The following is a 12,265-nucleotide window of genomic DNA, read 5'->3' on the forward strand; positions in this document are numbered from 1 at the left end:
CTTAGCTTAAAGGCGGCAAAATGTGATGCAATCTAAACAACCCGATTAAATATTGATGGTACAAAGCGGGCTCAGCAAAATAAGATGAATGCTTAACTTCGAGACGGTGTGGGGAATAATTTCTTTCCTGCAGCGTTTTTTCAATTAGTTGGATGCGTTTGCTCGGTTTTTCTTCCGAGTATTCAATCCCTTCGCGACAGAAGTAAATCGGCGTGAATTTACTATCATCTACAGGTTTTAATATAAGAGCGATGCTCAATTTTTTGACGTCTTTCGATACGGATGTCAAAATACATACACGATGAAAACGGTGCTCGTTGGTTTTTAATAATTCAATCCATTCATAAATATCGCTATAACCTTCTCCTAGTTCAATAAAGCGTTGAATCATGAGAAAATAACACATCCTTTCAATAGCCATCTTATCATGGCTTGTAGCATGAAGCATATGAAAATAAAGTCAGAAATGGCTTTTCAATAACCGATGAATCGGACAAGGAGGAACGTCATGAGAGTAATTTCCGGAGAACAAAAAGGACTCCCATTAAAAGCGGTGCCTGGTGCGGGTACACGACCAACAACTGATAAAGTGAAAGAATCAATTTTCAATATGATCGGTCCATACTTTGAAGGAGGGCTTGCTGTGGATTTATTCGCAGGAAGTGGGGGGCTCGGTATCGAATCGCTCAGTAGGGGCATAGATACGTGCATTTTTATCGAAAAAGATCCGCGTGCTATACAAACGATTCATGAGAATCTAAAGAAATGCAAACTAGATAATCGCTCGGAAGTATACAAAGCAGATGCTACACGTGCAATTAAAGCTTTGGAGAAAAGACAAGTACGAGTGGACTTGCTGTTTTTAGATCCACCCTATCAAAAAGTTGGGTATTATGAATTGATCGAGCAGTTTGTGGAAAAAAACTTATTGACTGATGATGCAATCATTTTGTGTGAACACGAAAAAGGTGTAGATTTGCCAAATACATATGGGTCATTTACTCTAACAAGACAAGAACTTTATGGCAGTACCATAATTTCGATTTATCGACAGGAAGAAGGAGAACACCATGACTAAAATTGCAGTCGTACCAGGGAGTTTTGATCCTGTTACATTCGGTCATTTAGATATCATCAAACGAGGTGCTTCCGTATTTGACGAAATACACGTGGTCGTACTAAATAACTCCTCTAAAAAACCACTTTTTACGATTGAAGAACGTATGGCATTAATTAGTGAAGTGACAGCAACTTTGCCTAATGTCCGTGTGGATTCTTTTTCTGGCTTACTTGTCGAGTACGCTAAAAGTGTCAATGCACATGCCATTGTACGTGGATTAAGGGCGGTATCCGATTTCGAATACGAAATGCAGATTACGTCCATGAACCGTGTATTAAATGACAATATCGAAACATTTTTCATCATGACGAATAATCAATATTCATTTTTAAGTTCGAGCATTGTTAAAGAAGTGGCGAAATATGGTGGCGATATTTCTGAACTTGTACCTAAACCTGTAGAAGAAGCCTTGAAAATGAAATTTGGATTAGAATGAATCACGCAATGATTTTGCGTGATTCTTTTCATATGTCCTGTTGCAAGCACCTTTTTTCAATAAAGCTTAGATTTCAGGAGAAGCTCTTGAGCATCTGCATCCAATGCCCTTTCTTTTAAAGTATTAAATAACAACACCCAACAAATAGAAGAAAATGAATCAGTCGATATACGACATAAGGTTTTAACGAAAGTTTGGCTGATTTCGCCAACACCATGATTTGCATATGTATGCTTAAACCATTGAAAGATAGAATGATTACTGCCAGAAGAGGAAAAAAGGGTGCCATATTAAATAATTGATGTGCAACTTCGAGCCCTGCAGTCATCTCAAATAGTGAATAAATGAAAACTGTTACCTGATGAGGGATACCATTGAACACGACCCCCATTATTTCCCTGATAACTGTACTGATAGTAGTGAAGAAGACTACCGTAGTAGCTACCAAAAGCAAAATGGAGGCAGCTTGGTGAATCCCTTCGCTTAAAGGGGAAGTAACTGGCTTGGCTATGTTATCATTTTTTGAGATGCTTGGTAGTGGAATGAATAAATGAAGGAAAACTAAAAATAACAAATTGATCGTATGTAAAAGTACCATTAATAGAATACCTGTGTTGGCGGATAACAGAAATTGACTCCCAACCACGCCTACCACAAACATGGGGCTAGGCGCATGGCAAATTCCAAGTAAGTGACTTGCATGACGCTTACTGATCATGCTTGCCTGCGACAAGGTCGAAATAGTTGCCGCACCGGTAGGGAATCCACCAAACGCTCCTATCGCATATACTTTGATGCTGTTGCCAACGTGGGATTGCCATTTATTTTTTTTGTAGAGTTCATACAGTAGCCATTGAGAAACGACTAAGTAAGGTAATAAATATGGTAAAAGACGTTTAAGAAAAACCTGAAGTCCGAGCTGTGAACCTTGATGAGCTATCCCAGGCATGAAGATAAACAAAATCATGAGAAACCAACAAATGAATAAATTGGTCTTATGTAGCATGTGAAATTTCCCCGTTTCAACCGTTTTGTCAGAAGTAAAGTGAAAGTGCTACACTATGTATATGCAAAAAGAAAGCTTGTCATCATGGAGGTGAGGGTACATGCCAAAGAAAAGTACAATTGGCTTTTTCATCGTTTGTATTTTACTTATAAGCGGGACAGTTTATCCCGTCGATGCTTACATCACAAAACCCGGAGGGGCGTATCCACTTGAACCGCTTGTAGATGTAGAAAGTGGAGATGAGGATGATACTGGGTCGATGAGTTTAATGACCATCGCTTTATCGAAAGCAACGCCTCTTACTTATGCATGGGCGAAAGTGTCCGACCAACAAGAGATATTACAAACCAATCAAGTTAGAAATCCTGACGAGGATGACGAAGAATATAATGTTCGTCAACTCCATCTTATGTCGCAATCACAATTTAATGCGATAGAAGTGGCATTCAAAAAAGCCGGTAAACCTTATGAAATTACAACCAAAGGTGTCTTTGTTTTAAATGTCTTGCCGAAAGGTGCGGCTGACGGCTTACTTAGTCCTGGAGATCGAATCTTGCAAATCGATGACGTCAAGAGTGATAATCAACAAGGGATTATCGATTATTTAAAACAGAAAAAATTAGGCGATATTGTCACACTGCATATTGAACGTGACGGAGAAAAAGATTCAGTTGAAGTTGAATTGAAGCCGATTCCTACTGATGAGAGCCGAGYTGGTCTAGGAATCACTTTTACTGATGATAAAGAAATCACGACTACACCGAAAGTAAATATTAAGGCAGACGAAATCGGAGGACCATCTGCAGGACTAATGTTTACATTGGAAATTTTGAACCAGTTACTGGATGAGGATCTAACAAAAGGTTATAAAATCGCGGGAACCGGAACCATGCAGGAAAACGGTGAGGTGGGACGGATCGGTGGAATTGACTTGAAAGTCATTGCTGCCGATAAAGAAGATATCGAGATTTTCTTTGCACCTGACGATGAGTTACCAGAGGAAGTATTGAAAAATAATCCTACACTGAGATCAAATTATTTGGATGCAAAAGAATCAGCAGAAAAAATAGGCTCTACGATGAAAATCGTGCCTGTGAAAACAGTTGATGATGCACTCGCTTATTTAGATAAGCTAGAACAGAAAAAGTAATCTAGTTCCACTAATGTGAAGTTGAATAGGTTCCGACTGTCCTATAAGTCTGTACGTAGCAATACCATAACCGAACAATTAAAAACTTGGCAAAGTGACAAAGTCACTTCGCCAAGTTTTTTTCGTAGGGCTATGGTGCAGTTGGTTAAAGTCCAACGCACCCGGTTATATATTACGAATGTTTATGAAAATTAATAAACTATAATATAATCGGTGGTTTGCGATAATCCATTCCAACCGGTTGTTTGATTTTTGGTGATTGCAATCCCAATTGATATAAATCAGATGCATGAATGTCTAAATCCAATAAAGAATCTTTTGTTGCAGCAACTCGACTGACGAGTGGCAATGAAAGATTCTTTTTCTTTTCACTCAAATACTTTTGTCCATTTTGAGTCATGCCAAGAACCCGTAAATACGTAGGCTTTTGATGTTCTTTCAATGATTCCCACGTAAAGCCTGTATAAATATGAGTAAGCATTCGTTGTATGCGTGTCCACGTATAACGCTTCGATTTTACCCGGCTCATAAAATCTTCAAATGTTTCGCATTCCCTTGCCGCTTCATGAATTAGATGCTCGATACCTTCTGTTACTTCAGCATATGAAGCAAGGTTTTTTGTTGATGAACGGATAATCGTATGTCGTAGAAGGGGCCAGAACTGTTGCCAACTGCCAAATACCCCTATAGAGTCTTTCCACTTCAATAGTTGTTCCAATGAGGTGTGTGGCATGAATTTTCCCAATGCTTCAATCGAGCCATCGTCGAATAGAGCCTTACGGATACCTGTAGCGCTTGCAATGGATTGGTCTTGATCAACATTATCATGATAATTCGCCACGATTCGTTGAATGGTTACAGGCTTGATATGTGCCTGCATCTGACAGGCTGCTTCAATATAGTGATAACCGAGAATATTATTTGGTTTTGATAAGTCAACTAATGGCAAGTTTAAGTGTGTTGTGATGTCTGAATAAGCTTCGTTTAATGCTTTTGGATAACTTAATCCAAGTTGCATGTATTGTTTAATCGAATTTTGGTAAGCCTCTTGTTGTGTAGTAAGGACATCATATGAGCGTGTAAAAGGCTCAATTGTCCCTTCCTCACTTCCAAAACAAAATGCTTCGCATTCAAGGGCTTCCAGCAGTGTAATTGAACCACGTGCAAAGTCACTGGCTTGTGCAGTTGCAAAAACGTAAGGGAGCTCGATTACGATATCTACGCCAGCTTTTAGAGCCATTTCTGTCCTGGACCATTTATCCACCAGGGCAGGTTCTCCTCGTTGCAAAAAATTCCCGCTCATAACAGCAATAATAATATCTGCGGCTGTCTTCTTGCGAGATTCTTTGATATGATAGAAGTGTCCGTTATGAAACGGATTATGTTCGACGACTACACCAGTTGCTTTCAAGCTTGTGACCCCCTTATATCATTTACTCTAGATTATACGGGTCAAAAAAAGGAGTGACAAGAAATTATCTTGACATCCAATTTTCTGCATTATATAATCAACTTTGTTGTCTTGAGGTGATAAACGAATGAAATGGGCAATTCATCAACTATCTAAATATCGCCATGACGGGATGCCAATTGATGAAACGATTCAATTGGATGAAGTGATGGAACGTAACCCGGACATCCGGAAAATTTCACCCGTTCATGTAAAAGGGCACTGCACATTTGGTGCAGCGCAAATGACTTGTCATTTTCAACTGACAGGCACCCTTACCTTACCATGTGCTCGCACGTGGGAAGATGTTGAGTATCCGTTTGATATTCAAACAGATGAGATTTTCAGCTGGTCGGAAACACATAAGGAAGACGATGGAGAAATTCATTATGTAGAAGGCGATGTTGTTAATGTCGACCCTGTATTTGAAGAATTGATTCTTGTCGAAATTCCGATACAAGTGTTTAAGGAAGATGCAGAGCATCAACCGATTCCGGGCGGAAAAAGCTGGTCATACTTAACTGATGAGGAATTGTCTGCTAAAGAAGAGAATGAACATAAAAAATTGGATCCTAGACTTGCYGATTTAGCAAAGTATTTTGATCAAACAGACGAATAAACGATCTGTAAGGAGGTGCCACCAATGGCTGTACCGTTTAGAAAGACTTCTAAAACAGTAAAAAGAAAACGTCGTACGCATTTCAAATTATCTCTACCAGGAATGGTAGCTTGCCCAAACTGTGGTGAATCAAAATTGGCTCACCATGTTTGTAAATCATGCGGACAATACAAAGGGAAAGAAGTATTGAGCAAATAATTCAGTATTTGTTCTATAAGGCTACCAGAGAGACCATGGCTCTCCGGTGGCCTTTTTCTCTATTTTCAAGGAGGAGCTTACATGACATTTGCAATTAATCGAGAAGATAATATTCTACGTTTTACTATTAAACGCCCTGAAATTCGAAATGCAATCAATCATGAAGTCATAGATGGTCTTGAGAAACTAGTTTCAAATGTACATAATGATTCAACTATACAATTTGTTGTTATTACCGGTGAAGGGGATGAAGCGTTTTGTTCTGGTGGAGATTTATCCGTCTTTCACGGTCTCCAGACGGCGCAAGAAGCCTTCCCAATGCTTGATCGGATGGCTAATGTTCTTTATCGAGTTGCCACTCTTCCTGTGCCTGTCATAGCACTTGTCAATGGGCACGCTGTAGGAGGTGGTTGCGAGATTGCTACCGCATGTGATTTCCGGCTAGTCTCGTCAAAAGCCAAAGCAGGGTTTATTCAAGGCTCTCTAGCTATTACAAGCGGCTGGGGCGGAGGAACCTATTTATTTGAAAAATTAGCAAGACAAGATGTAGCTATGCATATGCTGTGTGAATCAAAACCTTACTCAGCAGCTGTGTTACTTGCTAATGGGTGGGCTACACAAGTTTATGAAGGTGATAAGGAACAAGCTATGGAGAGATTTCTATCCGAGATGAAAAAAGTAGAGGCTTCTGTTCACCGTGCTTATAAACAAATGTTAATCCGTAAATGGATTGGTCAAAATCTACTGAGCCAAATTAATGAAGAAGTTAAAAACTGTTCACTACTTTGGGAAGCGCAGGAGCATCACGTGGCTGTTCAAAAATTCTTATCGCGGAAAAAATAACGTATTACTTAGATTTTTATACATAGGCTCTGTTATACGATGGTGTTGATAGTAAGGGAAACTGCGACAAACACCTGCTCCTGTTTCTGTTTCTGCATCGCTACGCTAGCTTTGAAACATGGAAGTGCGTTGCAACGCTACGCTAGGTTCGTTGCGATCATCAAAGTTACTTTAAAGACACATTTTTTGTACTTTTTAAACCTCAACTTCTATTCTTTCTATTTGCGCATATAGTAGAAAAAAACGCGAGGTGAAGAATCTATGACTCAAGTTAAAAGAAAAGATCAATGGACTGCTGAGGATGACCATAAATTAGCATCCACTGTTTTGGAAATAGTTAAAAACGGAGGCACGCAAATTCATGCATTTGAAGTGGCTGCTGAAAAACTATCTCGTACGAAACAGGCTTGCGGCTTCAGGTGGAATAAAACGCTGAGACATACTTATGGACAGGACTTGAACCATGCAAAACAAAAATATCAACATCCAATGCATACACACTTAAAACAAGCGATGACCAGTTATGATGAACTGCTGGAAGCGCATGATAGGCTACAAAAGGAACATGCGCAACTGAAAACATTCGTCCAGCAAATTCAGCGTGTTTGTCTGGAAAGTCCATTTATTAGTCAAAAGAATTGATAATAAAATATCGACCGTTTCTTTGAAGATTGTATCTTTAAAGGGGCGGTCTTTTTAAATTTGTTTGTCTAGTTTGAATATTTCTTCATTCAAAGGTTGAAATCGTTTTCATTTTTCGTATAGACTATTGAAGATGGGGTTTCATGTTCAAACAGCATAGGGGGACAACATATGAAGAAAATATTAATTGCAAACAGGGGAGAAATTGCACGACGAATTATCGAAACATGTAAGAAGTTACATATTGAAACAGTGGCAATTTATGCAGAAGCGGACGCGGAATTACCTTATGTAAAAGAAGCTGATTCAGCATTCTTGATAGGTCCAAGCCAAGTTCAACAATCTTACTTGAAAGTGGATGATATTTTAGCCTTGGCTAAGCGTGAAGGGGTTGACGCCATTCATCCAGGCTATGGTCTGCTTTCAGAGAATGCAAGTTTTGCAAGGAAGATTGAAGAAGAGGGCATGATTTTCATTGGTCCCGAGCCAGAAACTATCGATAAAATGGGCGATAAAATTGGCTCACGTCAAACGATGCAAGCTGCAGGAGTGCCAGTGGTACCAGGGACGGATGAAGGAGTACTTACGTTGGAAGCGGCGTTGGAAGAAGCGCAAAGAATTGGCTATCCGATTATGCTTAAAGCAAGCAGTGGTGGTGGCGGAATTGGCATGATTCGCTGTGATGATGAGCAAGCGCTCAGTCAGAATTTCGTTTCTGTGAAAACTCGTGCGAAGGCTTACTTCGGAGATGACGTGGTCTTTTTGGAAAAATACATTTCCGGCGGGCGTCACATTGAAGTGCAGATTTTTGGTGACACTCATGGTAATATTGTTCATTTGTTTGAACGCAATTGTTCAGTACAACGACGTAATCAGAAAGTAATTGAAGAATCACCATCACCGAATTTCCCACAGCCTGCACGGGAACGGTTGCTCCAAGCTGCAGTTGATGCGGCAAAAGCGGTGAATTATCGCAATGCTGGAACTGTGGAATTCATCGTGGATGAAAACAATGAATTCTACTTCTTGGAAATGAACACTCGACTTCAAGTGGAGCATCCGGTGACGGAAGCCGTTACTGGACTTGATTTAGTGGAATGGCAATTGCAAGTGGCACAAGGGGAGGCTTTACCGATTCCCAATCAAGCAGACATTCATTCCTCCGGGCATGCTTTAGAATTTCGGATTTACGCAGAAGACCCAAAAACGTTCTTCCCTTCACCAGGAAAAATCAATAAGCTGGATTGGGGAACTAAAGAAGACATTCGCATTGATGCAGGTTATGAAGAAGGAAACACAGTAACTCCTTTTTACGATCCAATGATTGCTAAAGTCATCATTCAATCTGAATCTCGTGACCAGGCAGTAAAAAAAGCGCAAACATTCTTTTCATCGGTTACGATTGAAGGAGTAAAAACGAATGTTGCATTGTTCCAGGAATTTTTAGGAGCGGAAGCGTTTATGAACGGCACATATACAACAGCGGTGTTACCACAATGGCTTGAACAACAAAAGGAGGAAAAATAACATGAAACAAATTCAATCAACAATGGCCGGTACAGTTTTCAATATTACTGTAGCAGTAGGCGACGAAGTAACTGCAGGACAAACGGTTATGATTTTAGAATCAATGAAAATGGAAATTCCGGTTGAAGCAGAAACAGCAGGTAAAATTGAGAAAATTGATGCACAAATCGGCGATTTCGTTAATGAAGGCGATGTACTAGTAACATTCGAATAAAAATTACATGGGGCAAGTGGGATTGAAACAAAGGGGGTAACATACATGACGGTTAAGACAACTTATAACGAACGCTTAGAAGAAAAACTGACTGGTATTTTTGCGGGAGGCCATTCAAAATATCATGAAAAAATGAAAGAGCAAAATAAATTATTTGTTCGTGATCGTTTAGCATTGCTTTTTGATGATGGTGAGTATTTAGAAGATGGTCGCTTTGCAAATTGTGAAGCAGGTGACTTGCCTGCAGATGGCGTCGTAACGGCGACAGGTAAGGTCGGAGGTCAGCAAGTTTGTGTAATGGCCAATGATTCGACAGTAAAAGCGGGTTCATGGGGATCACGTACAGTTGAGAAAATCATTCGAATTCAGGAAATTGCAGAGAAAAACCGTGTACCGATGCTATATTTGGTCGATTCTGCTGGAGCACGAATTACTGATCAACTAGATATGTTCCCAAATCGTCGTGGAGCAGGGAAGATTTTCCACAATCAAGTTCGAATGTCTGGTTTTGTACCTCAAATTTGTTTGCTATTCGGTCCATCAGCTGCAGGTGGTGCGTACATCCCGGCGTTTTGCGATATCGTCATCATGGTTGAAGGAAATGCATCCATGTATTTAGGTTCGCCGCGTATGGCTGAAAAAGTAATTGGGGAAAAAGTGACATTGGAGGAAATGGGCGGCGCACGCATGCACTGTTCAGTTAGTGGATGCGGAGACGTTTTGGCATCCTCAGAACAAGAAGCCATTTCTGAAGCTCGTCGTTATTTAGCATACTTCCCAGCGAATTTTACGGAAATGCCAAAAGTGGTTGAACCAAAAGCGGTAAAAGATGGCCGCACGCTGGAAGCAATAATCCCTGAAAATCAAAATGCACCATTTGATATGTACGAAGCGATTGATCAATTAATTGACGAAGGTTCATTATTTGATATCAAGAAATTGTTTGCGACTGAAATCATCACTGGACTTGCACGAATTGAGGGTCAAGCCGTTGGGATTATCGCTAATCAACCGAAAGCCAAAGGCGGCGTATTATTCGTGGACTCGGCTGACAAAGCAGCAAAATTCATCAATTTGTGTGATGCGTTTGGTATTCCATTGTTGTTCCTGGCAGACGTACCAGGATTTATGATTGGTACAAAAGTTGAGCGTGCAGGCATTATTCGACATGGTGCGAAACTGATTATGGCCATGAGCTCAGCAACAGTGCCTAAAATTTCTGTTATCGTTCGTAAAGCATATGGAGCTGGTCTCTATGCAATGGCAGGCCCTGCATTTGAGCCGGATGTGTGTATAGCACTGCCAACTGCTCAAATTGCAGTAATGGGTCCCGAGGCTGCAGTGAATGCTGTATTTTCAAACAAGATAGAAGCCATTGAAGATCCGAAAGAGCGTTTGAAATTTGTTCAGGAAAAACATCAGGAATATAAAGAGCAAATTGATATTTACAAATTAGCTTCAGAAATGATTATTGATGAAATTGTGGCGCCTAGTAATTTACGTGAAGTGCTGGCGATGCGTTACCGTGCCTATAGTACGAAACATATTCCACAACCACCTCGTAAACATCCAGTTTATCCAGTATAATCATGAGAAAGACGAAAGGTCTGCCGTTTGTCGGTAGGCCTTTTCTGATAGATAATAGAAATAGACTAGCTAGAATGGCGCATTGCGCTTTTCATTTGGGAGTTGAATGTGCATTGAAAGTGGTCATTGTTGGAGCGGGTGCAATCGGTTTGCTGATTGGCTCATACTTGAGTGAACAAAAACATGAAATTACCTACATAACAAGAACTCATGAACAAGCAGTTACTCTTTGTACCAAAGGAATTACTCGCATTCAACCTGATGGTGAAACTGTGCATACAAAAGTGTTTGCCAGTACAGAGTTCAACCAAGCTCCTACAGATGCTTTATGGATCATTGCGGTTAAATATCACCATTTATCTTCAATTGAACCCCATTTGAAGTCTTTGCCTGAGTCAACGGCTTTGTTATTTACTCAAAATGGACTTGCTCACTTTCAGTGGGTTAACCAATTTAACAATCACCCGGTTTATATAGCGACCATTGAACACGGCGCCATGAAAGAGGATTCGTCTATAGTCGTCCATAAAGGAATCGGTGTCACAAAGATTGCTCCATACATAAAGAAAACAAACCATTTGGACTTTACCTTATTTGAAAGTCCTTTATTTCACATTGAGCTAGCAGAAGATGCTTATGGAATTGTATTACGCAAAGCAATATTAAACGCCTGTATTAACCCAATCACTGCGGTTTTACAAATAACGAATGGTGAACTGCTTACAAACTCTCATGCCTATTTCCTGATGAAAACAATATTTTATGAAATTGAAAGTGTTTTTGCAGAGATATCGCAACTGCTGACTTTTGAGGAAGTAAAAGCACTTTGTATAAAAACAGCCAAAAATAATTCTTCCATGTTACAAGATCGACTTAATCATCGAACAACTGAAATTGAACCAATCGTAGKGGCACTACTTCAAATGGCTGCAACTAGAGATAGAGATTTGCCGGTGTTGCGAACGCTATACCATTTAGTATTGGCGATTGATGAAATTGGTCAATCTCATGACTAATATTATTCAAGCAATGATCAGTTTCCTTATCGTTATGCCTCTATTCATGTTCATTGTGGTTTATATCATTTCATTGAAATTGACAAAGAAAATGTCTAGAGCTTTTGGCCATGCAGCAGATATAACAACCTTTCTTCTGTTCATGTCAATTCCTGTAGCACTCAAATCTTTGTTTCATATAGAAACGATGGGTATTATAGTTGGTTTGGCCTTAATCACGAGTGTCTTGCTGACAATACTGGAATGGAAGTCGAAGAAGGAAATAGAATTATTGACCTTGCTCCGTAAAATTTGGAGAATTTTGTTTTTAGTTCTCAGCTTTTCTTATTTTATTATCTGGTGTGGAGGACTTGTGATAAAAGTAATAGAATACATGAATTAATGCTGATAAGTCGTTTGTTTTTCCAGGCGTGCCGTCAAATGCTATACTCGATTTGTATTTAGAAACAAAAGGAGT

The 12,265-nt window shown here is 39.8% G+C and carries 15 protein-coding genes; 12 read left to right on the forward strand and 3 right to left on the reverse strand.

Annotation, left to right across the window (positions count from 1 at the left end; genetic code table 11):
• Position 1: 1 nt before the first annotated feature.
• Positions 2-391 carry a DUF7147 family protein gene (locus AC1DSL_RS04390; RefSeq protein ID WP_016427794.1) on the reverse strand — a complete coding sequence of 130 codons (390 nt, stop codon included), beginning with the start codon at positions 389-391 and terminating at the stop codon, positions 2-4.
• Between the two features lie 117 nt (positions 392-508).
• Here AC1DSL_RS04390 and rsmD point away from each other — a divergent pair, with 117 nt between their 5' ends.
• Together rsmD and coaD are read left to right on the forward strand one after the other, a co-directional pair.
• Entirely contained in the window at positions 509-1,078 is a 570-nt protein-coding gene (gene rsmD / locus AC1DSL_RS04395) for a 16S rRNA (guanine(966)-N(2))-methyltransferase RsmD (protein WP_016427793.1), read from the forward strand.
• Entirely contained in the window at positions 1,071-1,556 is a 486-nt protein-coding gene (gene coaD / locus AC1DSL_RS04400; RefSeq protein ID WP_016427792.1) for a pantetheine-phosphate adenylyltransferase, read from the forward strand. The genes rsmD and coaD overlap by 8 nt, the downstream gene beginning before the upstream one ends.
• A 115-nt stretch (positions 1,557-1,671) precedes the next feature.
• Here the strand turns inward: coaD and AC1DSL_RS04405 are convergent, their stop codons facing one another.
• Complete coding sequence (locus tag AC1DSL_RS04405; protein ID WP_016427791.1) at positions 1,672-2,562, reverse strand: hypothetical protein; 891 nt, start codon at positions 2,560-2,562, stop codon at positions 1,672-1,674.
• Positions 2,563-2,662: 100 nt separating this feature from the next.
• Here AC1DSL_RS04405 and AC1DSL_RS04410 point away from each other — a divergent pair, with 100 nt between their 5' ends.
• Entirely contained in the window at positions 2,663-3,712 is a 1,050-nt protein-coding gene (locus tag AC1DSL_RS04410; RefSeq protein ID WP_477531312.1) for a SepM family pheromone-processing serine protease, read from the forward strand.
• A gap of 199 nt (positions 3,713-3,911) precedes the next feature.
• On the opposite strand, the gene AC1DSL_RS04415 is transcribed toward AC1DSL_RS04410, so the two are convergent.
• Positions 3,912-5,123 carry a nucleotidyltransferase gene (locus AC1DSL_RS04415; RefSeq protein WP_016427789.1) on the reverse strand — a complete coding sequence of 404 codons (1,212 nt, stop codon included), beginning with the start codon at positions 5,121-5,123 and terminating at the stop codon, positions 3,912-3,914.
• Between the two features lie 127 nt (positions 5,124-5,250).
• On the opposite strand from AC1DSL_RS04415, the gene AC1DSL_RS04420 reads away from it, so the two are divergent.
• The 9 genes from AC1DSL_RS04420 (at position 5,251) to AC1DSL_RS04460 (ending at position 12,190) form a co-directional block, all read left to right on the forward strand.
• A complete protein-coding gene (locus AC1DSL_RS04420) occupies positions 5,251-5,781 on the forward strand; it encodes a YceD family protein (RefSeq protein WP_016427788.1) in 531 nt (176 codons plus the stop codon).
• Positions 5,782-5,805: 24 nt separating this feature from the next.
• The gene (rpmF, locus tag AC1DSL_RS04425; RefSeq protein ID WP_016427787.1) at positions 5,806-5,979 is read left to right on the forward strand and encodes a 50S ribosomal protein L32; all 174 of its coding nucleotides are present in this window, start codon (positions 5,806-5,808) and stop codon (positions 5,977-5,979) included.
• Positions 5,980-6,060: 81 nt separating this feature from the next.
• Positions 6,061-6,822, forward strand: coding sequence for an enoyl-CoA hydratase/isomerase family protein (locus tag AC1DSL_RS04430; RefSeq protein ID WP_016427786.1), 762 nt, complete (start codon positions 6,061-6,063; stop codon positions 6,820-6,822).
• 261 nt (positions 6,823-7,083) lie between these two features.
• Positions 7,084-7,464 (forward strand): RsfA family transcription factor, encoded by a 381-nt coding sequence (locus AC1DSL_RS04435; protein WP_016427785.1) that lies wholly within the window; start codon positions 7,084-7,086, stop codon positions 7,462-7,464.
• Positions 7,465-7,635: 171 nt separating this feature from the next.
• A complete protein-coding gene (locus AC1DSL_RS04440) occupies positions 7,636-8,991 on the forward strand; it encodes an acetyl-CoA carboxylase biotin carboxylase subunit (protein ID WP_477531313.1) in 1,356 nt (451 codons plus the stop codon).
• Between the two features lies 1 nt (position 8,992).
• Complete coding sequence (locus AC1DSL_RS04445) at positions 8,993-9,205, forward strand: acetyl-CoA carboxylase biotin carboxyl carrier protein subunit (protein WP_477531314.1); 213 nt, start codon at positions 8,993-8,995, stop codon at positions 9,203-9,205.
• 45 nt (positions 9,206-9,250) lie between these two features.
• Positions 9,251-10,792 (forward strand): acyl-CoA carboxylase subunit beta, encoded by a 1,542-nt coding sequence (locus AC1DSL_RS04450; RefSeq protein ID WP_477531315.1) that lies wholly within the window; start codon positions 9,251-9,253, stop codon positions 10,790-10,792.
• 119 nt (positions 10,793-10,911) lie between these two features.
• Entirely contained in the window at positions 10,912-11,808 is an 897-nt protein-coding gene (locus tag AC1DSL_RS04455; RefSeq protein ID WP_477531338.1) for a 2-dehydropantoate 2-reductase, read from the forward strand.
• Entirely contained in the window at positions 11,801-12,190 is a 390-nt protein-coding gene (locus AC1DSL_RS04460) for a DUF3397 domain-containing protein (RefSeq protein WP_477531316.1), read from the forward strand. Before AC1DSL_RS04455 ends, AC1DSL_RS04460 begins: the two co-directional genes overlap by 8 nt.
• Positions 12,191-12,265: the final 75 nt, after the last annotated feature.

This window comes from Paenisporosarcina sp. P4_D4, from assembly GCF_056401835.1.